A 21,685-nucleotide genomic window follows, 5' to 3' on the forward strand; every position below is an offset into this window, starting at 1 on the left:
CTGGCTACTTTACGAAAGTTTAAGCAACAATAGAAGGCGTCGCTTGCAGACTGGCCATGGTCAGCGTCGCTTCCCGCTCCTACAGCACCACCGACTGGCAGTTGGGCTATCGCTCTTTACGCCAGGAGTATGACTATTGGGCGACGGAAATCGAGGGGCGGATCCCCGAAAGGCTGCAGGGAACCCTCTTCCGCAACGGGCCTGGCAAGCTGGAGGCGGGATCCCAGCGCTACGGCCATCCCTTCGACGGCGACGGCATGGTGTGTGCCATCACCTTTATTGACGGGCGGGTGCATTTCCGCAACCGGTTTGTGCGCACTCCCGAGTTTGAGGCCGAGGAGAAGGCGGGACGGGTGCTCTACCGCGGCGTATTCGGCACCCAGAAGCCGGGAGGCTGGTGGGCCAATTTCCTCGATCTGCGCTTCAAAAACCCCGCCAACACCAACGTTATCTACCAAGGCGGCAAGCTCCTGGCGCTTTGGGAGGCCAGCGCTCCCTATCGGCTCAACCCCGCCACCTTGGCCACCGAAGGGAGCGAGACCTTTGCCGGTGCCCTTGCCCCCAACCAGCCGTTTACGGCGCATCCCCGCCGGGATCCAGCCACGGGGGATCTCATGGCCTTTGGGGTGCAGACAGGACCTTCCTCCACGCTGCTGTTTTACCGCGTCGACGCCCAAGGAAGGCTGGTGGAAAAGCGGGACTACCGCCTGCCGGGTTTTGCCTTTCTGCACGACTTTGTCTGGACGCCCCGCTACTGGATCTTTTTCCAGAATCCGGTGGCCTTCAACCCCTTGCCCTATATGCTGGGCCTGCAGCCGGCGGGCACCTGCTTGACCCTAAAAAAAGGAGAGCCCACCCGCATTTGGCTATTTCCCCAACAGGGCGAGCCGCTGCAACTGCAAACGGAGCCGGGGTTTGTTTTCCACTTTGTCAACGGCTACGAGGTTGGGGATCAGGTGGTGGTGGATGCCGTTCTCTACGAAGCCTACCCTGCCCTGGAGCCAGGGGCTGACTACTTGCAAATTGACTTTGCCCAGGTGCCAGCCGGCAAGCTGTGGCGCTTTGAGCTGGATCCCAAGGCGGGCAAGGTTAAGCGGGAGCTACTGCTGGATCGCTCGGTGGAGTTTCCGGCTATCCATCCGGCCCGTATGGGGGGATCCCATCGCTACATCTACATTGGGGCTACCCATGCTCCCGGCCCCAACGCCCCCCTGCAGGCCATTCTCAAGTTGGACACGACAACAGGCCGCAGCGAGCAGTACAGCTTTGCCCCCCGCGGCTTTGTGGGAGAGCCGGTATTCATCCCCGATCCTGAGGACGCTGCAGAGGAAGCCGGCTGGATTGTAACAGTGGTCTTTGATGCCGCCAGTCAGCGCTCGCAGGTGGTGATCCTGGATGCCTCAGACCTGGCTGCCGGCCCGGTGGCGCGGATCCCCTTGCGGCATCACATTCCCTACGGCCTCCACGGCAGTTTCACCCCTCAGACATGGGTAGAGGCCAGATAGGGAAGGGATCTTGGCATGGCTGGGTTAGTCCCGGGCCGCCGGGCGCGAGCTGAGGAAAAGGTGCGGCTCTGTAGCTCAACATTCTGCAACCTGGGCCGGAGCAGTTGCTACTATCGGCTAGACTTCAGCTACAGTGTTGACAACCGCTGAACCGCGACTTGTTGGGCGCAGGCCTTGGGCGGGTCTGCTGAGCTGACGGGAGGAAAAGAGGAAGGCTGGTAAAGCTCGGTGGTGTGTTGAGCGGGTCTTGGGTCAAGGGCAGAGGTAAGCCCTGTTTTGGCAACGGCAGATGTCTTGCACTGCCTCCCAGCGTCGTCGCCCACCGCTGGGCATTCTGGTAAACATCCTGGATTGACTGCAGCGGAACCGTTACGATGTCCTCAGATCTGAGACGTCCCCTTCGAATTGTACGGCCCCCCAGGCCCACCTCAACCAGCGAGCCCAGGGGATCAGCTCAAGATGTCGGGTCAGCTGCTGGTGGGGGCCAGCCTGTTGTCGCCGCCGCCGCTACGCTAGAGCAGAAGAAAGCGATGGGGAGAGAGCGACCTTGCCTGGAGCCCATCCCGCCGCCCGGGGAGAAGATGCAGTACCGGGCGATTGGCCTCATCGAGGGGCGTTACATTCCCTCGCCCAACCACTTCACTCGCGGGATTTTGCGCACCTCGGATGGTTTAGATCTCAATGCGGTACTGCTAGGCCGGGTGATGAGCCTGGTGCGCAAGTACCTGAAGCCGGAACGCAACTATTTGTGGGTGGTCTATCCCCGCACCCGCGACAAGAGCCAGGATCTGCACGTGCAGTTGATGGGGGTGTGGGCCCCAGAAGAAATGGGGCAAACTCTGCCAGAGGGATCCCGTCCGACGGTGGTGCCGGACTGGTTTTCCATTCGCGGCGAGGTCGTTTTCCAATCGCAGGAAAAAGGGTTCATTATCGTCAAAATCCGTCAATCCGGCAAAAAGAACTCCGCCGGCTCTTCCCCTCAGCGGGCCCAGACGGCCAAGGGCGCCGCATCGCCTGCGGCAACAGCTCCCAAGCCTCAGGCTTTTAAACTGCGCCTGATCGGATCCTTGCCGGGCAAAGGAGTGGGCATCTTCTGGGATCTGCAGGTGCGCCGCCGCGGATCCCTGCTCTACGTGGAGGCAGGAACTCCCATCGGTCCTGTGCTCAAGGCGCCGCCACGCCCGAAGCGTTCCACTCCCCGCCCCAAACTCAAGAAACACTCTCCCCCCTCCACTCGCGGGCAACAGCTAAGCTCAGCTCAACCTTATTCGCCCTCGGATCCTGCCAAAGCACCCAAGCCAGCTAAGCCGATCAAGAAAAAACGTCTGTAGCCTCCATTCCTGGATACGAAGTTGTCTCTACTGCACTTCTGATATTAACCTCGTTGTAATAAACCTTTCACCGTGGTTGCGACATGGCAGAGTCAAACCCCCCTCCCAACAAAGATGAATTTATTTCCCCTCGCTATCCCTACTGGGGTGAGATAAAGCCGCAGAACTTAATTTTCGATGCCAATCTCCAAGAATTTAGCAATAAGGTGTCGCTGATTTGTAGCTTAGAAACGGGGGGCAAGATCACGCCGGAAGAGGCCTATCGCCAAATTAAAGAGCTGTGGAAACAGCTCAAACAGACCAAAAAAGCCATCCTTGACGATCCCAGGTGGAATGAACCTCCTCCCGAGTTACCGGAGGAAGAGTAGCGGGCCGGATCCTCCAGTTCGAAGCGCTCCTAGCTTAACCGCAAACAGTGTACACTGGGGGCGGATGCCAGGCCCATTCAGGGGACATGCGGACTTTTCCTTCTCCGGAGGTGCTCCGTCGGCTGCCGGCTGGGGCTGCCGATGGGGCCATCATTTTGGGTACGTTGGTTCTCCTGGGCTTGGTGGCGCAGGTGGGGGCAGGGACTTTTGAGCGGTTTCAGCCGCCGGCGGTGGTACCTCATATCGACTTGGATCCGCGCAACCTGCCCTACTACGCCGCCCGCTCCACCTTGCGCATGTTCATCGCCCTCGCCTTTTCCACCCTTTTTACCCTGATCTACGGGTATATCGCCGCCAAAAGCCGCTGGGCGGAGCGAATTTTGATCCCTTTGCTGGACATCCTGCAATCGGTGCCGGTGTTGGGGTTTCTCTCCATCACCGTTACCGGCTTTATCGCGCTTTTTCCCGGCAGCCTGCTGGGGCTGGAGGCAGCTTCTATCTTCGCCATCTTCACCAGCCAGGTCTGGAACATGACTTTTTCTTTTTACCAATCCTTGCGCACCCTGCCGCAGGAGCTGGTGGAAGCGGTCACCCTCTACCGCCTATCCGGCTGGCAGCGCTTCGTCCAGTTGGAAGTGCCTGCGGCGATGGTGGGCCTCATCTGGAACGCCATGATGAGTTTTGGCGGGGGGTGGTTCTTTGTGGCCGCCAGCGAGGCCATCAGCGTGCTCAACCAGGAATATACGCTGCCGGGGTTGGGATCCTATGTGGAAGCTGCCGTCCAGGCGGAAGATCTGCCCAAGTTGGGTTGGGCGCTTTTGACCATGGCGGTGGTGATTCTGCTGGTGGATCAGCTCTTTTGGCGGCCTCTGGTGGCCTGGTCGGATAAGTTTCGCCTGGAGCAGAGCGCCGGCGCGGCTGCCCCGGAGTCGTGGCTGTACGATCTGCTAACCACGGCGCGGATCCCACGGCTGATTGGCAATTGGCTAGCTCCCTCCAGAGAATTGGCGGATCGGCTGTTGTCCCATTTAACTCGCCTGCGCTGGGGGGATCCACCCAATCCAGAGGCGGAGCGACGCCGCGAGCGGCTGTTGACTCAGCTCTCTTGGGCTGCCATTGCCGGGATCGGGATTTGGATTGTTTATTTTGTAACCACCACCGTGGGCTTTGGGGAGGTGCTGCTGACCTTTGGGCTGGGGATCCTCACCCTGCTGCGGGTCAGCGTGCTGTTGGTTTTCGCCACCGTGATCTGGACGCCGATTGGGGTGGCCATCGGCTTTAATCCAGGCCTGGCGAAGCTGCTGCAGCCGGTGGTGCAATTTCTGGCAGCTTTTCCGGCCAATTTCCTCTTTCCGTTTGCCACCTTGTTTTTTATCCGCACCCAGATCAGCATTGAGTGGGGCAGCATTTTGCTCATGTCGCTCGGTGCGCAGTGGTACATTCTTTTCAATTCCATTGCCGGCGCCCAGAGCATCCCCACCGATTTGCGCGAAATGGCCGTGGATGTGGGCTTGCGGGGATGGCAGCGCTGGCAAAAGCTGATTATTCCGGGGATCTTTTCCGCCTGGGTTACCGGGGGGATCACGGCCAGCGGCGGGGCTTGGAACGCTAGCATTGTCTCGGAGATCGTGGCCTGGGGATCCACCACTCTTAAGGCTACAGGATTGGGCACCTATATTGCGGAAGCAACGGCGGTGGGAGATTGGCCCCGCATCACTTTGGGCATTGGCATGATGAGCTTGTTTGTGGTGGGCATCAATCGCCTTTTCTGGCGGCGGTTGTATCAATTGGCGGAAGAAAAATATCACCTTTAATCTTTGAGGCCATCTGATATGAGCTCTGCGGCTTCTCCGGTTCTGATCGAGGTTGAGAAGGTCTACAAGCGCTTTCCTTTGCCGGAGGGCAAGGGCGAGTTTACAGTTTTAAGCCAGATCGATTTGCAAGTGCGGGCGGGGGAAGTTTTGGCTTTGTTGGGCCGCAGCGGCAGCGGCAAAAGCACCCTGCTGCGCATCATGGCGGGCCTGATCCCGCCTAGCGAAGGGCGGGTGTTGAGCAATGGCCGACCCCTGCGGGGCCCCAACCCGGATGTGGCCATGGTGTTTCAGAGTTTTGCTCTCTTGCCCTGGCTGACGGTGCAAGAAAATGTGGAGCTGGGGCTGCAGGCTCAAGGGATCCCGCGCCAGATCCGGCGGCAAAGGGCCCTCAAGGCCATCGACCTGGTGGGCCTGGATGGGTTTGAGAACGCCTACCCCAAGGAACTCTCGGGGGGCATGAAGCAGCGGGTGGGCTTTGCCCGCGCCTTTGTCTTGGAACCCAAGGTGCTGTTTATGGATGAGCCCTTCAGCGCCCTGGACGTGCTGACGGCGGAGAACCTGCGGGGGGAGATCGACGAGCTGTGGAACACCCAGGCTTTCCCTTCCCAGAGCATTCTCATCGTTACCCACAACATCGAAGAGGCCGTGTTTTTGGCGGATCGGGTGGTGATCCTGGGATCCAACCCGGGGCGGATCCGGGGAGAGGTGAAAATCGACCTGCCGCGGCCCCACGAACGTACGGATCCCCGCTTCAAGTCCTTGGTGGACTACATCTACGAGATCATGACCAATCCGGAGATCCCGGTCACCGGCGAGGTGGCTGTCCCCAGCCGGGTGGGCAGCAGGGCACCCTCTCCCTACGCGCTGCCCCTGCCTCATGCGCGGGTGGGCGGCATCAGCGGTTTGCTGGAGCTGATTGTGGAATGGCCCCAGGGACGGGTGGAGATTGCCGAGCTGGCCGAGCGGCTGCAACTGGCAGTGGACGATCTGCTGCCGATTTTGGATGCGGCGGTGCTGTTGGGCTTTGCCGAGGTAACCGGCAGGGTGGTACAACTGACCGAGATCGGCCAGGACTTTGCCAACACCACCATCTTGCGCAGCAAGGATCTCTTCCGACAGCAGCTTTTGGCACGGGTGCCGGTCTTCAAGAGCATCCTGCAGACTCTGGAAGAAAAAAACAGCCGCTCCATGCGGGCGGACTTCTTCTTGGATCTCTGGGACGAACATTTTCCCCACGAGGAAGCTGAACGGCAGTTTGCTACAGCCGTTGACTGGGGCCGCTACGCGGAGCTCTTTGAGTACGATGCTTCGGAAGAGCGGCTGTATCTCCCGGATCCCAGCGAAAGCTCCGCCGCTTCTGAGCCCGTCGGCCTCGATTCCCGTTCTGGCTAGGGCCGGCTTGGCTCTGCCTTTTCCAGAGCTGTGTTGTAGGGCAGAGGTACGATGCCTGTCTCAGAAAGCCCAAAGATTTATAGCCGTTTCAAACAAAATACATAAGACACCACCCAAGCACCCCGCGCCGCTACCTTCACCCCCAGCTCCTCCCCCTGTGGGAGAGGGGAGCCCCGGAGCGCTGCACAGTTTTCATCTCTAGCTTCTGTTCGAAGGGAGAAGAGAGCTAGGGATCGACGCGACGAACCATTTTGCTGCCGCCCTACTCATAAATCCAGCTTTGGGTGGCGGGCGTCCAATTTACCAGCTCAGATTCCTGAAACCAAAGGGCGATCTCCCGTTGGGCGGTCTCAGGGCCATCGGAGCCGTGGACGAGGTTGCGGCCTATGTCGATGCCGAAATCGCCGCGGATGGTGCCCGGCTCGGCGTCCAAAGGGTTGGTCTTGCCGATGAGCTTGCGGGCGGCGGCAATCACCCCTTTGCCCTGCCAGACCATGGCCACCACCGGCCCCGAGGTGATGAACTTCACCAATCCGGGGAAGAAGGGGCGCTCCCTGTGCTCGGCATAGTGGGCTTCCGCCAGCTCTTGGCTCACCTGCACCAGTTTCAGGCCCACCAACTGGTAGCCTCGGCTTTCCAGGCGCTGGATAATGGTGCCCACTAGACCCCGCTGCACGCCGTCCGGCTTGATGGCGATAAAGGTGCGCTCCATGGGATCTCCCCTCGTTTTACAGATCTTCACCGTTATCCTTGTACCGGATCGGGGATCCCGAGCGCAAGGGAGCAAAATTAGCGCTTTTTACGCGCCCACCACTGCCAAGGTCAGGAAGGCAGCCCCCACCACTGTAATCGCCCAGCCGGCCCAGCGAGTTAAGCCAGGGATCCGCAACCCCCAGCGTTCTGCTGCCCAAAGGGCCAGGAGAGCTACCCCATACTGGACGGTGCTCAACCCCAGTAGATATCCCACCCAAGGCATGGGTTGGGCGCCGATAATGGTTTCGGCGTAGGCATAGCCATGGAATAGCCCCGCCAGGGATCCCCCTATTAGCAAGAGCCAACTTGGGATCTGCCGCGGTTGCACCAGCAGCAAGCCGAAGAGAACCACGGAAGAGGCAATGGCCAGCTCCGTCAGTCCCAGGGGATCCCAGCCGGCCAGGTGGATCCCAGTGCCCACCAAACCCGCTAGCACAAAGCCCAGCGGGATCCCGTAGCGCCAGGGCTGCCCCGCCGCCACAAGACCGATGGCCACGACGAAGGCCAGGTGATCCAAGCCAATGACAGGGTGAGCCAGCCCGGAGAGAAATCCCTCCCAGGCTGTTGCCGGCAGTCTCCCCCCCAGGGCGTGGTGGGCAAAAGCTGGCGAAAAAAACCCCGTAACTGCCAGTGCACCCCCAGCAGCGGCAAAGCTGGGGATCCCTTCCTTCCGCCACCGCCTAAGCGGCGATGGGACTTGCTGCCACAGCCAAGACATGCTTTTGGACCTCCCTGAGTTCTCTCAATAGCTGCCCAGATCTCCCAGTCTAGGGGCGCTCTCTGTACCCCTGCAGGTTCTCCGGCTCAAACTGGCGCAAAATCCGCGTGGCCTCGCGGAGGCGGGTTTCATTCTCTTCCTCCACAATGAGTACGTACTTACCCGCATCGAGGCGGTTGCGGTAGGCCAAGGCATCGCCGGAGCCACTGGTCAGGCCCACCCCGCCCCCGACAAAAAAGCTGCCCATGGCCCCGCCCAGCGCACCCAACAGGCCGCCGATCAGGTGGTTGCCTATAGGTCCCGCCCAGGCAAAGGTATCCAGGCCGCTGAGGACGCTGAACCCCACCCCGGCCAAAAAGCCAAAGGGCACCAACCAAATGGCCAGGCGCCGCATCTGACGGCGGGCGGCTCGGGCCGGATCGATCAGCCCAAACTCGTCGGCGGTTTTGTAGCCCCGCCCCAGCAGATGCAATCGCTCCAGGGAAAAGCCGGCTTGTTCCAGGGCGCTGTAGGCCGCCTCAGCGGCTATGCGATCCGGCAGTACCGCGATTAAATAGCTCATGGACCCGGGGATCCAATCCGTTCCACATCTTATTGTCTGCCAAGTTTGAGCGAGGATCCCTGTGACCCAGTCTGGCTCCACTAGCGCTCCATCTACTAGCCTCTACCAGCGCTTTTACGAAGTGGTGCGGCGGATCCCGCCGGGGCGTGTAGCTACCTATGGGCAGGTGGCGCGGGTTGCCGGTTACCCCGGCTATGCTCGCCAGGTGGGCTATGCTTTGTTTCGCCTGCAAGGCCAAAACACCGACATCCCTTGGCACCGGGTGATCAACGCCCAAGGGCGCATCTCCTACTCCCCTTTTCGCCTCGGCTACGACGAGCTGCAAAAAGTTCTACTCCAAGCCGAAGGGATCCCCTTCGACGCCGAGGGCCGGGTGGACTTGCAGCAATTTGGCTGGGATCCGCGGCAAACTTAACCTGGGCTTGACCCAATCTTAAACAGGCCATAGCGAAATCCCCCTCCCAGCCCTGGTAACGTAAACGCGGATGCGTCTTGTCTTGTGGATGGAGTGAAGGAATTGTCATGAAACCAGCTTGTCGCGCTCGAGGGTCTGCCCCTGCCAAGAGATGGCTTCCGGCTTGGCTGAACCCTCTGGCCAAGTCCCTGTGGGTTGGGCTGTGCTGCCTGGTGCTGAGCCTGGCCAGCGCCTGCGGTACCAGCAGCAGCTCAGTTCCCCCGTCCGGCGGCGGGGCAGGGTTTATCGCCTCGGATCCCAACGTCACCCTCTCCACTCAGCCGCCCGCTTTTACGCTGCAGATTTTGCACGCCAGCGACTTGGAAGCTTCCATTGCCGCCGTTCAGGATGCCCCCCGCTTCTCCGCCGTGGTCAACGCGCTGCGGCCCGCATTTCCCAACACGGTGGTGCTCTCCAGCGGCGACAACTACATCCCCAGCCCCTTCTACAACGCCAGCACGGATCCCTCGCTGCGGGGCCGGTATGACCGCACTCCTGGCAAAGCCGACATTGAAATCATCAACGCCATCGGCTTCGAGGCGGCTGCCTTTGGCAACCATGAATTTGACCAAGGCACACGCCAAATTCGCGACTTGATCCGACCCGACACCAGCCGCGGCTACGCGGGCGCCCGCTTTCCCTACTTGAGCGCCAACCTCAGCTTCAGCGGCACTGGCGAATTGACCAGCTCTGACTTTGCTGCCGATGGCCAAGAGGCCAGCTCCATCCGCGGCAAGATCGTCAAGACGGCGGTGATTACGGTGGGAGGGCAGCGGATCGGCCTGGTGGGTGCCACCACTACGCGCCTGGCCGCCATCTCTAGCCCTGGCCCTGAGGTGAGGGTGGAAGGCAAAGTGGACGACACCGACCAGGTGAATGCCGCCCTCATCCAGAACTTCGTCAACCAGCTCACCGGCCAGGGCATTAACAAGATCATCCTCCTGGCCCACCTGCAGCAGCTCCAAAACGAGGTAACCCTAGCCAGCCAACTGCGGGATGTGGACATCATCATCGCCGGCGGCTCCCACCGGGTGATCGCCAAGCCCACCGACCGCCTGCGCCCTGAAGATGTGCGCACAGGTGACTACCCCATCCTGCGCTCCTCGGCCAGCGGCCAACCCGTGGCAGTGGTGAACACCGGCGCCAACTACCGCTACGTGGGCCGCTTGGTGGTCGGTTTCGACGCCAACGGGGTGATTGCCCGCATCGATCCGGTGAGCGGCGCCTATGCCACCGACGACCAAGGGGTAGCAGCCGTGCGCGGCACCCCCAACCCCGACGTGGTGCGGATCGCCAACGAGATCGGCAACATCATCCGCACCAAGGATGGCCGCACCTTTGGCTCTACCACCCAATTCCTCAACGGCCTGCGGGCCGAGGTGCGCACCGAGGAAACCAACCTGGGCAACCTTACGGCGGATGCCAATTTGGCCTATGCCAGAACGGTTGACCCCACCACGGTCATCTCCCTCAAAAACGGCGGCGGCATTCGCGCTCCCATTGGGGCTACCACCGGCGGTGGCGGCGGCGAGCCGGTGCGGCGGATCCCTCCGCTGGCCAACCCCGATGCCGGCAAGCAGGCGGGCCAAGTTTCGCAACTGGATATCGAAACTTCCCTTGCCTTTAACAACGGCCTGTCGCTGGTGACGGTTACCGCTGAGGAGCTGAAGCAACTGATGGAACATGGGGTGGCGCAAAGCCAGCCGGGGGCCACGCCGGGCCGTTTCCCGCAGATCGGCGGCTTTGCCTTCAGCTTCGATCCCTCGCGGCCACCGGGATCCCGCGTGGTCTCCTTGCGGGTGGACACGCCCACCGGCCGGGATGTGGTGGTGCGCAACGGCCAGTTGCAAGGGGATCCCCGCCGTACCTTCCGCCTGGTGACGTTGGGCTTTTTGGCCGACGGCGGGGATGACTATCCCTTTCCGCGCCTGTCTAACCCCAACCGGGTGAACTTGGCTCCCAGCTCCGGCAACAGCTTCGATACCCCCGGCAGCGAGCAGGATGCCCTGGCCCGCTACTTGCGGCAGATCGGCGTGTTTACCCAAGCCGACACTCCGGCTGCCCAAGATACCCGCATCCAGAACCTGTCGGTGCGCCAAGATACGGTGCTGCAGGGCTTGTAGGCTGGGCTACTCTCAACCGGTGGATGAAGCCAACCGCCCCTCTCCTCTCTGGGGAGAGGGGATGGTTTTAATGAGGAGCCATTCAGCATTCTCGACCCAATAGAATATGCCACCATAGTGCTGCGGGTAGCGCTAGACACGCCAACGCCCCATGAGCCTGTCAAACCCATCTTCTCTGGCCGCCCCCCCGCTCGCTTCTTGGAGAGTGCAGCCGGATCCCGTCCTCATCCTTGGAGCCGGTCTAATGGGGCGCCTGTTGGCTGCCACCCTGGTCGAGGTCGGGCATTCTGTGCGCATTGTGGAGGCAGCTTCTCCCACTGCCCCTGAGAGCAGCGCGGCCCATCTGGCTGCTGCTATGCTGGCTCCTCTGGCGGAGTCTGCCGTCGCCGAGGCCAGCGTAGTAGCGCAGGGGTACTATGCCCTCTCCCGCTGGCCCGCCCTTCTGGCCAGCCTGCCAGAGCCGGTTTTCTTTCAGCAGGAGGGCACTGTGATCCTTTGGCACCGCCAAGATGCCGGGGAAGCCAAGCGTTTCTCGGCCCTACTGGCTGCTGTAGGGGAACGCCTTCCCCATCTCCCCAAGCCTCAGCAACTAGATGCCCAGGCGCTGGCCGAGCTGGAGCCCTCGCTGGCCGGGCGATTTGGGCAGGGCCTGTATCTTCCCCAGGAGGGCCAACTGGACAACCGCCAACTGCTGGCTGCTTTGCTGGCCAAATTGCGCCAGCACGGGGTGGAGGTGGAGTGGGGCCGCCCCTGGGATCTGGAGCAGGCGCGAGCTTGGCAGGAGCAAACCGGCGGGTGGGTTTTGGACTGCCGCGGCCTGGGATCCCGAAAAGAATGGGGCGGACAGGCACCGCTGCGGGGAGTTAGGGGCGAAGTGGTACGTCTGTATGCCCCGGAAGTATCTTTGCGGCGCCCGACCCGGCTGTTGCACCCCCGCTACCCGATCTACATCGCTCCCAAGCCGGGGCACCTGTTTGTGGTGGGAGCTACCGAAATCGAATCTGAAGATCGCTCGCCGGTGAGTGTCCGCTCGGCTCTGGAGCTGCTCAGCGCCGCCTACGCCGTGCATCCTGCCTTTGCCGAAGCGCGTATCCTGGAGTTAGGCAGCCAATGTCGCCCCACCTTGGCAGATCATCTCCCCGCAGTGGTGGAGCGCTCCCCGCGGCTGTTGCAGATCAACGGCCTCTACCGCCATGGTTTCCTCATCTCCCCCGCCATTCACGATGCCGTTTTGGAGTACCTCCACCACGGCAGTTGCCGCTTGGCGCAGCAGCTTGGGATCCCCTTTCAGGTGCAGGCTGCCCCTCTTGCCGGTGAATCCCTATCGCCATGCGTGTCTTGATCAACCAAAAGCCTTACGATCTGCCGGAGGGCACCACGTTGGCCGAGGCGATAGCCCAGGTGGGGGCCAGCGGCCCTTTTGCGGTGGCGGTTAACTTGGAGTTTGTGCCACGCGACCGCTACGAGCAAACCCGTTTGCAAGAAGGCGACCGGGTGGAGATCGTCGTGCCGGTTGCCGGCGGCTAGTGCCCGATTGCCTCCCCTCAAATCCCGCATTGTTGCCCCTCAGCGATGTCCACTCTTCTTCCTGTCTCCCCTTCAACTCGGGCCGATGAGGATCCCTTGGTGCTCTACGGCCAAGCGCTGCCCAGCCGCCTGCTGCTGGGGACAGCCCGCTATCCTTCGCCGGCTATTTTGGAGCAGGCGGTGGCGCGGGCCCAGCCCTGTTTGTTGACCGTTTCCCTGCGGCGCCAGGGGGCGCTGGGGCCGGAAGCTTCCCAGGGGTTCTGGGCCTTGCTGCAGAAGCTAGGGATCCCGGTTCTGCCCAACACCGCCGGCTGCCACAGCGTGCAGGAGGTAGTCACGACGGCGGAGATGGCGCGGGAGGTGTTCGGCACCGACTGGATCAAGCTAGAGCTGATTGGCGATGACTACACCTTGCAACCGGATCCGGTGCAACTGCCCGCTGCCGCCGCCGAGCTGGTTCGGCGGGGGTTTAAGGTCTTGCCCTACAGCACCGACGACCTGGTGCTGTGCCAGCGGCTCTTGGATGCCGGCTGTGAGGTGGTCATGCCCTGGGCCGCCCCCATCGGCACTGGCAAAGGCCCCCTCAACCCCTACAACTTGCGCCTGCTGCGGGAGCGGATCGAGGCGCCGCTAATTGTGGATGCTGGACTGGGCTTGCCCTCCCACGCCTGCCAGGTGATGGAGTGGGGCTTCGATGGGGTGCTGTTGAATACAGCGGTGGCCCTGGCCCGGGATCCGGTGGCGATGGCCGAGGCCTTTGCGGAAGCGGTGCGCTCAGGCCGCCGGGCCTACTTGGCCGGCGCGATGACGCCTCAAGAAGCAGCTCAGCCCAGCACGCCAGTTCTCGGCACCCCCTTCTGGCACCAGGGTTAACTGCCCTATAACTCAAGCAACAGGCTTTTGCGCCTGGACGACCTGCAGGGCTCCTCCAGCGTGCAGGGTCTGCCGGACGGCTTGCCAGCCCTGCTGCTGCAGGTACTGGGGCAAGTCCAGCTTGAGGAAGTGCCAAGCAGTCTCGGTCTCAAACAGGGCTAGAAACAAAACCAGTCCAGGCCAAAGTAGGGGCTGCCGGGGCGCGTGCAAATCGAGAATTAAAAGCCCTCCCCCCGGTTTGAGCACCCGCCACCCTTCGCGCAGCACCTGTTCCAGATCGGGGAGGGGCAGCTCGTGCAGGGCCAGGCTGGTGTGTACCCAATCAAAGCTGTCGGTGGGGAAGGGCAGATCCTGGGCAAAGGCTTCCACAAATTCGACGTGGGGGAGGCGCTGGCGGGCTGCCGCCAGGGCCTTGGGGGAAGCATCCAGCCCAACGACGTTTTGGCTCAGCTCGGCCAAGATCGGGGTTACCTCAGCGGGGCCACAGCAGAGATCCAACACCCGCTCCTGGGGATGAATCTGGATCCCTTGTAGGGGCAATCGCCGCAATCGCTCGCGGCCCCCCACCGCCAGGGCCGCCGCGCGGCTGATGCTGCGGTAAAGCCAGGGAAAGCGGTAGCTCCAGTCGCGCAGGAAGGTGGCCATAAGCAGGGATCCCTGGGGGGCTTCTTCAACCTACCTGTGAGACGGCTCCCCTGTCTCCTTGCTGCCCCTCACCCCAACCTCTCTCTCGGAGGGAGAGGGGAGTTGGCCTGGCTATTTTTGCCTGAGGTGGAACTTTCTTCTGCTGGCAATCGTCTAGACCAGCAGGTCATCTTGGGCCTTTTCCCCACCCACCTGCTGGTATGACTCAGTTTGAGCTGCCTCCTTCCCCTTCCGCAAGGCCTGGCCGGCACAGCGTGGTTTGGCTGGTGGCTGCTGCCGGGCTGACGGTCTTGCTCTGGCAGTTTCCCTGGGGCAATTACCTCCTCTACCCCTTTACCCTGTTAGCCACCTGGTTTCACGAGATGGGCCATGGCCTGATGGCGCTGCTGTTGGGGGGAGAGTTTCATCGTCTCGAGATCTATCCCGACGGCTCGGGGCTGGCCATCCACAGTGGCCAGCTATTTTTGGGGCGGGTGGGGCGGGCCTTGGTAGCCGCTGCCGGGCCGATGGGGCCGCCGCTAGCCGGGGCCCTGTTCATCCTCACCTCCCGCCGCCGCGGCACAGCTCGGCTGGGGCTGGTGTTTTTGGGATCCCTGTTGTTGCTCTCGACGCTGCTCTGGGTGCGCTCTCCCTTTGGCCTGTTGTTCCTCCCGGCCATGGGTTTGGGCATCCTGGCAGTAGCTCGCTGGGCTTCTCCTTGGCTGCGGGGCTTTGCCTTGCAGTTTTTGGGGGTGCAAGCCTGTGTGAGCACCTACCACCAACTCGACTACCTGTTTGTGGAGTCTGCGGTGATTAACGGGCGGCTGGTCCTCTCGGATTCCAGCCAGATTGCCCAAAACCTGTTTTTGCCCTACTGGTTTTGGGGAGGGGTGATGGCGGTGTTCTCTTTGGTCTTGCTGATCACCAGCTTGCAACTGGCCTTTCGCGACTAGGGGGCAAAACCGCAATTTTGGAAGTGATTCCTGTCACCTAAAAATCCGTCGCCCATCACTGCCCAGCCGCAAAAACCGCCGCTACAGTAGGGGGCATGAGGAGTGAGGAGTGTGGGAGCGGATTATGTGGCGAGATGTTATCGGACTGGCCCTGGCGGCCACGCTGTTGTTGATTAGCAAAACGGCGGCTGATACCCTCGGCCAGAACCAAGAGCCAACTCATTCTGTTCCGCTGCAAGACAAGCTGCTGGAATAAAGTTGTGCCGCTGCTGTCCCAAGCCGTTATCTCGTTGCCGTTTTGTGCAACACTCATCCTCAGAGAATCTTTAGAGTCTTTTCATTAGGCTTGGGATCCCAATGCGCATAGCCCTGTTTACGGAGACGTTTCTGCCCAAGGTGGATGGCATCGTCACGCGGCTTTGCCACACAGTGCGCCATCTAACGGCTCGCGGCAACTCGGTGCTTATCGTCGCGCCTCAGGGAGCCCCCAGGCGGTTTGCGCGGGCACGGGTCTACGGGATCCCGGGCTTCCCCTTGCCTTTGTACCCGGAGTTGAAGCTGGCTGCCCCTGGCCCGGCCATCGGCAAGCTGCTCAACCGTTTTCGACCGGATGTGATCCACGTGGTCAACCCGGCAGTTTTGGGGTTGGGGGGCCTCTACTACAGCCAGACGATGGGGATCCCGCTGGTGGCCTCCTACCACACCCATTTGCCAAAGTACCTCAAGCACTACGGGCTGGGTTTCCTAGAGGGGGTGTTGTGGAGCCTCCTCAAGCTGGGACACAATTTGGCGCGGCTCAACCTCTGCACCTCGACGGCCATGATGCAGGAGTTGAGCGCCCACGGCATCGAGCGGGTACACCTGTGGCAGCGGGGGGTGGATACGGAGCTGTTTCACCCGCAGGCTGCTAGCCCAGAGATGCGGGCCCGCCTCACGGCAGGGCAGCCGGAGCGACCCCTGTTGCTCTACGTGGGGCGGCTCTCAGCAGAAAAAGAGGTGGGGCGGATCCGGGTGTTGCTGGAGCAGATCCCGCAAGCGCGGCTGGCCATTGTGGGCGACGGGCCGGAGCGGGGATCCCTGGAGCAACATTTTGCCGGCTACGATGTGGTGTTTACGGGCTACTTGCAGGGGCAAGACCTGGCAGCGGCCTTTGCTTCCGCGGATCTGTTCGTGTTCCCCTCCCGTACCGAGACGCTGGGGCTGGTCTTGTTGGAGGCCATGGCTGCCGGCTGTCCGGTGATCGCCCCCCGCTGCGGCGGCATTACCGATGTGGTGGACAGCGGCCGCAACGGCTTTCTCTTCGAGCCGGACTCCGACAGCGACTTTGTTCGGGCCACGCGGCAGCTGTTGGACAGCGCCGGGCAGCGGCAGCTCTTCCGGCAGCAGGCCCGCCAAGAGGCTGAGCGCTGGAGTTGGTCGGCAGCCACGCAGCAGTTGGAGGAGTACTACCGCGCCGTCATCGCCGAGTCGGGATCCAGGCTGCGGAAATGACGTTCCAGGACACCTAGGGTGGAGTCCACTTAGGCAGAGACGGGCCGATCCCCTTCAATAGCCCGCACCTGGTCGACGAAGAATTCTTCCAAAGATTGCCGCTGCAGATGCAAATCGGTCACCACCGCCCCCGCCTGGCTTAGAAGCGTTAGCAGCTCCGGCAGGGATCCGCCCCATTCCCCCGACCAGTGGGATCCCTGGATGGAGAAGTGCTCGAGGCGGTCGCGGAACTGGTCGATGGCGCCGCCGTGCCCTTGCACGTGGTAGCTTTTGCTTTGGCCCAGCAGCTCGTCCAACGTCCCCTGCTGCACCAATTTGCCGCCGACCATGAGGCCGACGCGGTTGCAGATCACCTCCACATCTCCCAAGATGTGGCTGTTGAAGAACACCGTTTTGCCCTGTTGCTTGAGGGACAAGATGATCTCGCGCATCTGGTAGCGGCCCATGGGATCCAGCCCCGACATCGGCTCGTCTAGGAACACCAGCTCCGGGTCGTTGATCAGGGCTTGGGCCATGCCGGTGCGCTGCAGCATGCCCTTGGAGTAGGTGCGCAGTTGCTTTTTGCGGGCCGTATCGATAGAAAGCCCCACCAGCTCCAGCAGTTGCGGGATCCGCTCCTTGAGGAGGCTATCGGACAGGCGAAAGACCTTGCCGGCAAAATAGAGAAACTCCCATGCCGTCAGGTAATCGTAAAAATAGGGGTTCTCCGGCAGATATCCCACCCGCTGCTTAATGGAGCGATCCCCCAGAGGCTTGCCCAGGAGCGTGCCCCTGCCGCTGGTGGGCTCCACAATCCCTAGCAGGCATTTGATCGTGGTGGTTTTGCCGGCCCCATTCGGCCCCAACAGCCCAAAAGTTTCGCCGCGGGCTACCGTTAGAGAAAAATCCTTCAGGGGGCTGACCACCTTGTTTAGCCAAAAGCCGGTGCGATAGGTTTTGGTCAGGCCGGAGATGGCAATGGCCGGTTCGGGATGGAGGTCAGTCGCTTCAGGGGAGGGGGCAACCGTCTCGCTCATAGAGAGAAAGCCGGGGCTGAGAAAAGAACCAGGGCGAACCCTGGGGGATGCTGGGCCGCTATCCAGTTTACCCTGTCCCAGCTACTGGTTTGGTTGCAGTTTCCTAGAAGGGCCTCTTGACCTTGGGTTGTTTAACCTTCAGCTCGCGAATCCGTTTCAACATCTTTTGGAAATACTCAGCCAGGTAGTCTTCAAGGGAGGTCAGGGAAGCCAGTTCAATGCCCAAGGCTTCGCACACAGGCGTCATGTCGGCATACATCGGCTCTTTGGCGGCAATTACCTCCACAAACGCCAGCCGGTCGGCAATGTTCCAGCTCCACTGAAAAAACTGGGCCACCCTGCGCGCTCCCCGCAAGACCCCCAGTGGTATGGTTCGAACCTTGGCCTTTTTGCCGGAAAGCTGCTCACAGAGAGCGATGACCTCTTGGGAAGTCCAGGCCTTGGGTCCCACCAAGGGAAAGACCTGCTGCTTGGCGGCTTCGACGCTGAGGGCTCGCACGGCAAATCGAGCTGCATCTAGGGTGTCGAGGTAGGCCGTGGGGATGCTCTCGCTGGCTACCCAAACAATTTGCTCTTCCAAAATCGGGATGGCGTACTGGCCGATCAATCCCTGCATAAAGCCCGCCGGACGAAAGATGGTGTAGGGCATCTGGGATCCGATCAAGTATTTCTCGATGTGGTGCTTGAAATTCATCAGGGGCACATTAGGGTACTCGTGCTGAGCACCCATGATGGAGAAAAAGATAAAATGCCCCACTTGGGCAGCCCGTGCCGCATTGATCAGAGCAACTTTGCCATCCCAATCCACCTGGCGGGCGCTGAGGGTGTCGGTCACCCGCACCGTGGCACAGTCGATCACCGCCTCGATGCCTTCCATGGCGGAGTTGAGGGTGCTGGGCTGAAGCAGATTTCCCACCTTCAGTTGAGCGCCCCATTCACTTAAGAAAGCAGCCTTTGCCGGATTTCGCACCAGACAGGTAACTTGGTGTCCCTCTTCGATGGCTCGGCGTACCACTTGACGGCCCAGCGTTCCCGTTGCCCCCACAACCAGCACGTTCATAAAATTATCATTTCTTAACCTTAGGCTTAGTCTATCAGACCAGCGCAACTCCCGACACAACCTTAGAGGCAGCAACAAACCAATGGGGATCCTCTGCCAAGCCGGCTCTGAAGGGATCCCTAGAGTTAGGTACTGAGAAAGCGTTCAGCCGGCCAGCTCGTTCATGCGTTGCGCCAGGGTAAAGTCCAGTTCTGTAATGCCCCCGGCATCGTGGGTGGTAAGATGCACCCGCACGCGGTTGTAGACATTGGTCCATTCTGGATGGTGCCCCATGCTCTCGGCTACCAAAGCCACACTGCTCATCCAGCCAAAGGCTTCGACAAAGGAGCGAAACTGAAATTGACGATGCAGCTTCCCATCCTGCAAAGACCAGCCCGGCAGATTTTCCAGCTTGGCTTGGACCTCAGCTTCACTGAGTTTGACAGGTCTGGACATGGGCTTTCCCTCCGGTCGATGCCATCGTTTTCATCACGCTTTCATCAAAGGAGCAACTGAGAGCGGATCCCAGCTTATTTACAAAACTTCATAACCTTTTGGTTCTGCCACGCCAGCGGCGCCGAGGGGTTTGTACAGCCAGTAGCCTTGCACGGAGAAATGGGCCCGCTTGTAGAAATTGAGGGCAGACTGGTTATGGCGATAAACCTGCAGGGTGATGGCCGCCAGCTGCTGCTGGGATCCCCAGCGTTCCACCTGTTGCATCAAAGCTCTGCCCAGGCCCTGCCGACGATGGGCGGGATCCACCCAGAGCAAAAAGATATAGGCCACTCGCCGATGGGTGGCTTGATCTGTGGAGATGCCGGCCCAAACACAGCCCACCGGCTCTGCAGTTTCTTCTTTCAAGATCCACCAGCAGGGGGTGCGGGGGGGGTCGAAGAGGCGATCCAGCGTCTCTTCTAGGTGATCCCAGTTGCTTTGTTCTGGAAAAGATTCCTGCAACGTGGCCTGCAATCCTCGTCGCACCCAGGGCCGATCCCAGGCTGAACCGATGCGCCAACGATAACCCACAGGCAGAGGGATCCCTTGTTCAGCCATCCTCAGGCATTTGCAGAAAGGGCCACAGGCGTCGCTTCTTCTAGAGGGGCAGGCTGGGCCATATCCTCCGGCAGAAACGAGCGAATGCTCACCACCACCAGGGTAAACAGAAACACCAGCAGGATGAGGGCAGGAAAGATATATTGCCGCAGGATGCTCATATTTCTACATAACCTTGGTCTCTACAGCATAGCGTGCAGAGGGGAATCCCTAGGCAGCTTTTCGGAAATCTCCTCGGTTTTTCTTCTCCTGGTCTCCATCTTAATCCCTATCAACTGACCCTGGGGGATCCCATGCGTCAATAAGGTGAGAAAGTGTAGCCTACGATTCCAAAGTGAGGTTGGCTGTGCATTAAGGTCGAGCGTAGTTGTGGGTCATCCGCCCCACCTGATCCCACTGCTGCGCGACGCGAGCGGAGAATCCATGAGCACTCCCAATCGCCCCTTGAAGACCCTTGGGATCCCTCCCAATGCCTGGGCCGTGAATGCCGAAATGGCCGACCTCACCCGTCCGCCCTTGGATCCCCGGCCCATCCTGCTACCCACCTCCAGCAAAACCCTGCGCTTGGATCTGGCCAAGGCGGCGTTGTTGGTGATCGACATGCAAAACGACTTTTGTCATCCCGACGGTTGGCTGGCCAGCATTGGCGTCGATGTTACACCTGCACGGGCTCCCATCGGCCCTCTAAAAGCCCTGCTGCCCCGCCTGCGACAAGCTCAAGTGCCGATTGTGTGGGTGAACTGGGGCAATCGCCCTGACTTGCTCAACATCAGCGCCGGCTTGCGACATGTGTACAACCCCACCGGAGAGGGAGTAGGGCTGGGGGATCCCTTGCCTAAGAACGGGTCTTTGGTCCTCACGCGGGGCAGTTGGGGCGCTGCTGTGGTGGAGGAACTGGAGGTCAAGCCCGAGGATATCTGGGTGGATAAGTTCCGCATGAGCGGCTTTTGGGATACCCCTCTCGATAGCATTCTCAGAAACCTGGGGCGCACCACCCTCTTTTTTGCCGGTGTGAACATCGACCAGTGCGTCATGACCACGCTGCAAGATGCCAATTTCCTCGGCTACGACTGCATTTTGCTGGAAGACTGCGCCGCCACCACCTCTCCTGAATACTGTTTGCTAGCTACCCTCTACAACGTCAAGCAGTGCTTTGGCTTTGTCGCCTCCTCCTCAGATTTGCTCGCGGCTCTCCCCTGTTAGCACTTGCCCACTATTCACCCCTCATCTCTTGAGCGGAGGATCCGGATGCAAACGCTTTCCCGCTGTGTGATCCCAATTGTTAAAACCCCTGCCGATTATCAGGCTTTTCGCATCAGCCCCCACGATACCAATCGCCTGGCCATCGTGTTCGATCCTTCTCATGCTCAGATTTCTCTAACCTTTTGTGTGGAGATCTTCGATGAGGGAGGCAAAACCCCTCCAAATCGCCATCAAATGGCTGTGGAAATGTTTTTTGTTCTCAAGGGGGAAGGCCTGGCCATTTGCGATGGAAAAGCGGCCCCCATCAAAACCGGGGATAGCATTCTGGTACCGCCGACCGGTGTACATGAAATCCACAATACCGGCCCAGGCCGCCTCTACGCCCTCTGCTTCATGGTGCCCAACGAAGATTTTGCCGAGCTCATCCGCTCCGGCACTCCTGCGGACTTGGATGAGGAGGATTTGCAGGTGCTGTCGGGGGGCTGGAGAAGGGCATTTGCTGAGGCTTAGGCCTCAATGGCTCTGGGAGCTGTAGAGGTTGGAAGTCAGGGGTACTGATACATTCACGCTGAACTCTCCTGAACATGGTTCAGGAAAGAAGCGATCGCATCCTGCCTATCTCTGAGCAGGAAGGCGGTATCCCGCAAAGCCCTGAGGAATACCCCCCGAGCGCTTTCCCCCTTCACTTCCCGGCAACCGTTGCGGTGGACTCAAGGATCAGGGGGAAACTTGGTCTACTATATCCCTCTCAATGACTTTTGCCAAACCGCCTAAAGCTCAGTAAATTCAGCAAAGTTCAGGGTTTTGGGGGTTAGAGGCATGCTCCGACAAATCTTTTCCCAGGGTCTCTGTTTCCATAAATCCATAAAAGCCATAAAAGAGGGGT

At 60.6% G+C, this 21,685-nt stretch carries 24 protein-coding genes; 15 read left to right on the forward strand and 9 right to left on the reverse strand.

Annotation, left to right across the window (positions count from 1 at the left end):
- Positions 1-56 precede the first annotated feature (56 nt).
- From SYN63AY4M2_RS02425 to SYN63AY4M2_RS02445, 5 genes are all read left to right on the forward strand, one after another.
- Positions 57-1,505, forward strand: coding sequence for a carotenoid oxygenase family protein (locus SYN63AY4M2_RS02425; RefSeq protein ID WP_011429946.1), 1,449 nt, complete (start codon positions 57-59; stop codon positions 1,503-1,505).
- Between the two features lie 530 nt (positions 1,506-2,035).
- Positions 2,036-2,836: a hypothetical protein gene (locus tag SYN63AY4M2_RS02430; protein ID WP_228375455.1), complete on the forward strand. Its 801-nt coding sequence runs from the start codon at positions 2,036-2,038 to the stop codon at positions 2,834-2,836.
- A gap of 83 nt (positions 2,837-2,919) precedes the next feature.
- Positions 2,920-3,204, forward strand: coding sequence for a hypothetical protein (locus tag SYN63AY4M2_RS02435; RefSeq protein WP_011429944.1), 285 nt, complete (start codon positions 2,920-2,922; stop codon positions 3,202-3,204).
- 86 nt (positions 3,205-3,290) lie between these two features.
- Positions 3,291-5,018 carry an ABC transporter permease subunit gene (locus SYN63AY4M2_RS02440; protein WP_011429943.1) on the forward strand — a complete coding sequence of 576 codons (1,728 nt, stop codon included), beginning with the start codon at positions 3,291-3,293 and terminating at the stop codon, positions 5,016-5,018.
- Between the two features lie 18 nt (positions 5,019-5,036).
- Positions 5,037-6,410 (forward strand): nitrate/sulfonate/bicarbonate ABC transporter ATP-binding protein, encoded by a 1,374-nt coding sequence (locus SYN63AY4M2_RS02445; protein ID WP_099812237.1) that lies wholly within the window; start codon positions 5,037-5,039, stop codon positions 6,408-6,410.
- 262 nt (positions 6,411-6,672) lie between these two features.
- Here SYN63AY4M2_RS02445 and ndk read toward each other — a convergent pair whose 3' ends face one another.
- The 3 genes from ndk to SYN63AY4M2_RS02460 all read right to left on the reverse strand — a co-directional run bounded on the left by ndk (position 6,673) and on the right by SYN63AY4M2_RS02460 (position 8,443).
- Positions 6,673-7,122 (reverse strand): nucleoside-diphosphate kinase, encoded by a 450-nt coding sequence (ndk, locus tag SYN63AY4M2_RS02450; RefSeq protein WP_099887174.1) that lies wholly within the window; start codon positions 7,120-7,122, stop codon positions 6,673-6,675.
- An 87-nt stretch (positions 7,123-7,209) separates the two neighbouring features.
- Positions 7,210-7,881: a HupE/UreJ family protein gene (locus SYN63AY4M2_RS02455; RefSeq protein WP_099887175.1), complete on the reverse strand. Its 672-nt coding sequence runs from the start codon at positions 7,879-7,881 to the stop codon at positions 7,210-7,212.
- A 49-nt stretch (positions 7,882-7,930) separates the two neighbouring features.
- Positions 7,931-8,443: a hypothetical protein gene (locus SYN63AY4M2_RS02460; RefSeq protein WP_099812239.1), complete on the reverse strand. Its 513-nt coding sequence runs from the start codon at positions 8,441-8,443 to the stop codon at positions 7,931-7,933.
- Between the two features lie 61 nt (positions 8,444-8,504).
- Between SYN63AY4M2_RS02460 and SYN63AY4M2_RS02465 the strand changes: the two genes are divergently transcribed.
- From SYN63AY4M2_RS02465 to SYN63AY4M2_RS02485, 5 genes are all read left to right on the forward strand, one after another.
- Positions 8,505-8,858, forward strand: coding sequence for an MGMT family protein (locus SYN63AY4M2_RS02465; RefSeq protein WP_099812240.1), 354 nt, complete (start codon positions 8,505-8,507; stop codon positions 8,856-8,858).
- A gap of 107 nt (positions 8,859-8,965) precedes the next feature.
- Positions 8,966-11,020 (forward strand): bifunctional metallophosphatase/5'-nucleotidase, encoded by a 2,055-nt coding sequence (locus SYN63AY4M2_RS02470; protein ID WP_099812241.1) that lies wholly within the window; start codon positions 8,966-8,968, stop codon positions 11,018-11,020.
- Between the two features lie 151 nt (positions 11,021-11,171).
- Positions 11,172-12,362 (forward strand): FAD-dependent oxidoreductase, encoded by a 1,191-nt coding sequence (locus tag SYN63AY4M2_RS02475; protein WP_071813508.1) that lies wholly within the window; start codon positions 11,172-11,174, stop codon positions 12,360-12,362.
- Positions 12,350-12,547, forward strand: coding sequence for a sulfur carrier protein ThiS (thiS, locus tag SYN63AY4M2_RS02480; RefSeq protein ID WP_011429935.1), 198 nt, complete (start codon positions 12,350-12,352; stop codon positions 12,545-12,547). Before SYN63AY4M2_RS02475 ends, thiS begins: the two co-directional genes overlap by 13 nt.
- Before the next feature lie 45 nt (positions 12,548-12,592).
- Positions 12,593-13,420 carry a thiazole synthase gene (locus SYN63AY4M2_RS02485; protein ID WP_041438213.1) on the forward strand — a complete coding sequence of 276 codons (828 nt, stop codon included), beginning with the start codon at positions 12,593-12,595 and terminating at the stop codon, positions 13,418-13,420.
- A 12-nt stretch (positions 13,421-13,432) separates the two neighbouring features.
- Here the strand turns inward: SYN63AY4M2_RS02485 and SYN63AY4M2_RS02490 are convergent, their stop codons facing one another.
- A complete protein-coding gene (locus tag SYN63AY4M2_RS02490; RefSeq protein WP_011429933.1) occupies positions 13,433-14,065 on the reverse strand; it encodes a class I SAM-dependent methyltransferase in 633 nt (210 codons plus the stop codon).
- Between the two features lie 200 nt (positions 14,066-14,265).
- Between SYN63AY4M2_RS02490 and SYN63AY4M2_RS02495 the strand changes: the two genes are divergently transcribed.
- The 3 genes from SYN63AY4M2_RS02495 (at position 14,266) to SYN63AY4M2_RS02500 (ending at position 16,488) form a co-directional block, all read left to right on the forward strand.
- Positions 14,266-14,997, forward strand: coding sequence for a M50 family metallopeptidase (locus SYN63AY4M2_RS02495; RefSeq protein WP_011429931.1), 732 nt, complete (start codon positions 14,266-14,268; stop codon positions 14,995-14,997).
- Positions 14,998-15,121: 124 nt separating this feature from the next.
- Complete coding sequence (locus SYN63AY4M2_RS14330) at positions 15,122-15,253, forward strand: hypothetical protein (protein ID WP_011429930.1); 132 nt, start codon at positions 15,122-15,124, stop codon at positions 15,251-15,253.
- A gap of 101 nt (positions 15,254-15,354) precedes the next feature.
- Complete coding sequence (locus SYN63AY4M2_RS02500; protein ID WP_011429929.1) at positions 15,355-16,488, forward strand: glycosyltransferase family 1 protein; 1,134 nt, start codon at positions 15,355-15,357, stop codon at positions 16,486-16,488.
- Positions 16,489-16,517: 29 nt separating this feature from the next.
- Here the strand turns inward: SYN63AY4M2_RS02500 and SYN63AY4M2_RS02505 are convergent, their stop codons facing one another.
- The 5 genes from SYN63AY4M2_RS02505 to SYN63AY4M2_RS13715 all read right to left on the reverse strand — a co-directional run bounded on the left by SYN63AY4M2_RS02505 (position 16,518) and on the right by SYN63AY4M2_RS13715 (position 19,757).
- Positions 16,518-17,504 carry an ABC transporter ATP-binding protein gene (locus tag SYN63AY4M2_RS02505; RefSeq protein ID WP_011429928.1) on the reverse strand — a complete coding sequence of 329 codons (987 nt, stop codon included), beginning with the start codon at positions 17,502-17,504 and terminating at the stop codon, positions 16,518-16,520.
- A gap of 103 nt (positions 17,505-17,607) precedes the next feature.
- A complete protein-coding gene (locus SYN63AY4M2_RS02510; RefSeq protein WP_099884073.1) occupies positions 17,608-18,564 on the reverse strand; it encodes an NAD(P)H-binding protein in 957 nt (318 codons plus the stop codon).
- Between the two features lie 144 nt (positions 18,565-18,708).
- A complete protein-coding gene (locus tag SYN63AY4M2_RS02515) occupies positions 18,709-18,999 on the reverse strand; it encodes a 4a-hydroxytetrahydrobiopterin dehydratase (protein ID WP_099884075.1) in 291 nt (96 codons plus the stop codon).
- Positions 19,000-19,077: 78 nt separating this feature from the next.
- Positions 19,078-19,569: a GNAT family N-acetyltransferase gene (locus SYN63AY4M2_RS02520; protein WP_240530478.1), complete on the reverse strand. Its 492-nt coding sequence runs from the start codon at positions 19,567-19,569 to the stop codon at positions 19,078-19,080.
- A gap of 29 nt (positions 19,570-19,598) precedes the next feature.
- Positions 19,599-19,757: a hypothetical protein gene (locus tag SYN63AY4M2_RS13715; protein ID WP_011434410.1), complete on the reverse strand. Its 159-nt coding sequence runs from the start codon at positions 19,755-19,757 to the stop codon at positions 19,599-19,601.
- 262 nt (positions 19,758-20,019) lie between these two features.
- Here SYN63AY4M2_RS13715 and SYN63AY4M2_RS02525 point away from each other — a divergent pair, with 262 nt between their 5' ends.
- Together SYN63AY4M2_RS02525 and SYN63AY4M2_RS02530 are read left to right on the forward strand one after the other, a co-directional pair.
- Positions 20,020-20,799 carry a cysteine hydrolase family protein gene (locus tag SYN63AY4M2_RS02525; RefSeq protein WP_041437718.1) on the forward strand — a complete coding sequence of 260 codons (780 nt, stop codon included), beginning with the start codon at positions 20,020-20,022 and terminating at the stop codon, positions 20,797-20,799.
- Between the two features lie 45 nt (positions 20,800-20,844).
- Positions 20,845-21,309, forward strand: a complete 465-nt coding sequence (locus SYN63AY4M2_RS02530; protein ID WP_011434408.1) for a cupin domain-containing protein — start codon at positions 20,845-20,847, stop codon at positions 21,307-21,309.
- The last annotated feature ends 376 nt before the right edge of the window (positions 21,310-21,685 follow it).

Source organism: Synechococcus sp. 63AY4M2 (genome assembly GCF_002760475.1).
Classification (GTDB): domain Bacteria; phylum Cyanobacteriota; class Cyanobacteriia; order Thermostichales; family Thermostichaceae; genus Thermostichus.

What these genes read in the sequence shown, in the direction of transcription:
- SYN63AY4M2_RS02460 (WP_099812239.1), bottom strand. Translation starts at nt 8,443, where the DNA reads ATGAGCTATTTAATCGCGGTACTGCCGGATCGCATAGCCGCTGAGGCG.
- SYN63AY4M2_RS02515 (WP_099884075.1), bottom strand. Translation starts at nt 18,999, where the DNA reads ATGTCCAGACCTGTCAAACTCAGTGAAGCTGAGGTCCAAGCCAAGCTG.
- SYN63AY4M2_RS02430 (WP_228375455.1), top strand. Translation starts at nt 2,036, where the DNA reads ATGGGGAGAGAGCGACCTTGCCTGGAGCCCATCCCGCCGCCCGGGGAG.
- SYN63AY4M2_RS02440 (WP_011429943.1), top strand. Translation starts at nt 3,291, where the DNA reads ATGCGGACTTTTCCTTCTCCGGAGGTGCTCCGTCGGCTGCCGGCTGGG.
- SYN63AY4M2_RS02455 (WP_099887175.1), bottom strand. Translation starts at nt 7,881, where the DNA reads ATGTCTTGGCTGTGGCAGCAAGTCCCATCGCCGCTTAGGCGGTGGCGG.
- SYN63AY4M2_RS02490 (WP_011429933.1), bottom strand. Translation starts at nt 14,065, where the DNA reads ATGGCCACCTTCCTGCGCGACTGGAGCTACCGCTTTCCCTGGCTTTAC.
- SYN63AY4M2_RS02505 (WP_011429928.1), bottom strand. Translation starts at nt 17,504, where the DNA reads ATGAGCGAGACGGTTGCCCCCTCCCCTGAAGCGACTGACCTCCATCCC.
- SYN63AY4M2_RS02530 (WP_011434408.1), top strand. Translation starts at nt 20,845, where the DNA reads ATGCAAACGCTTTCCCGCTGTGTGATCCCAATTGTTAAAACCCCTGCC.
- SYN63AY4M2_RS14330 (WP_011429930.1), top strand. Translation starts at nt 15,122, where the DNA reads ATGTGGCGAGATGTTATCGGACTGGCCCTGGCGGCCACGCTGTTGTTG.
- SYN63AY4M2_RS02485 (WP_041438213.1), top strand. Translation starts at nt 12,593, where the DNA reads ATGTCCACTCTTCTTCCTGTCTCCCCTTCAACTCGGGCCGATGAGGAT.
- SYN63AY4M2_RS02435 (WP_011429944.1), top strand. Translation starts at nt 2,920, where the DNA reads ATGGCAGAGTCAAACCCCCCTCCCAACAAAGATGAATTTATTTCCCCT.
- SYN63AY4M2_RS02510 (WP_099884073.1), bottom strand. Translation starts at nt 18,564, where the DNA reads ATGAACGTGCTGGTTGTGGGGGCAACGGGAACGCTGGGCCGTCAAGTG.
- SYN63AY4M2_RS02500 (WP_011429929.1), top strand. Translation starts at nt 15,355, where the DNA reads ATGCGCATAGCCCTGTTTACGGAGACGTTTCTGCCCAAGGTGGATGGC.
- SYN63AY4M2_RS02525 (WP_041437718.1), top strand. Translation starts at nt 20,020, where the DNA reads ATGAGCACTCCCAATCGCCCCTTGAAGACCCTTGGGATCCCTCCCAAT.
- SYN63AY4M2_RS02475 (WP_071813508.1), top strand. Translation starts at nt 11,172, where the DNA reads ATGAGCCTGTCAAACCCATCTTCTCTGGCCGCCCCCCCGCTCGCTTCT.
- SYN63AY4M2_RS02425 (WP_011429946.1), top strand. Translation starts at nt 57, where the DNA reads ATGGTCAGCGTCGCTTCCCGCTCCTACAGCACCACCGACTGGCAGTTG.
- thiS (WP_011429935.1), top strand. Translation starts at nt 12,350, where the DNA reads ATGCGTGTCTTGATCAACCAAAAGCCTTACGATCTGCCGGAGGGCACC.
- SYN63AY4M2_RS02470 (WP_099812241.1), top strand. Translation starts at nt 8,966, where the DNA reads ATGAAACCAGCTTGTCGCGCTCGAGGGTCTGCCCCTGCCAAGAGATGG.
- SYN63AY4M2_RS02445 (WP_099812237.1), top strand. Translation starts at nt 5,037, where the DNA reads ATGAGCTCTGCGGCTTCTCCGGTTCTGATCGAGGTTGAGAAGGTCTAC.
- SYN63AY4M2_RS13715 (WP_011434410.1), bottom strand. Translation starts at nt 19,757, where the DNA reads ATGAGCATCCTGCGGCAATATATCTTTCCTGCCCTCATCCTGCTGGTG.
- ndk (WP_099887174.1), bottom strand. Translation starts at nt 7,122, where the DNA reads ATGGAGCGCACCTTTATCGCCATCAAGCCGGACGGCGTGCAGCGGGGT.
- SYN63AY4M2_RS02495 (WP_011429931.1), top strand. Translation starts at nt 14,266, where the DNA reads ATGACTCAGTTTGAGCTGCCTCCTTCCCCTTCCGCAAGGCCTGGCCGG.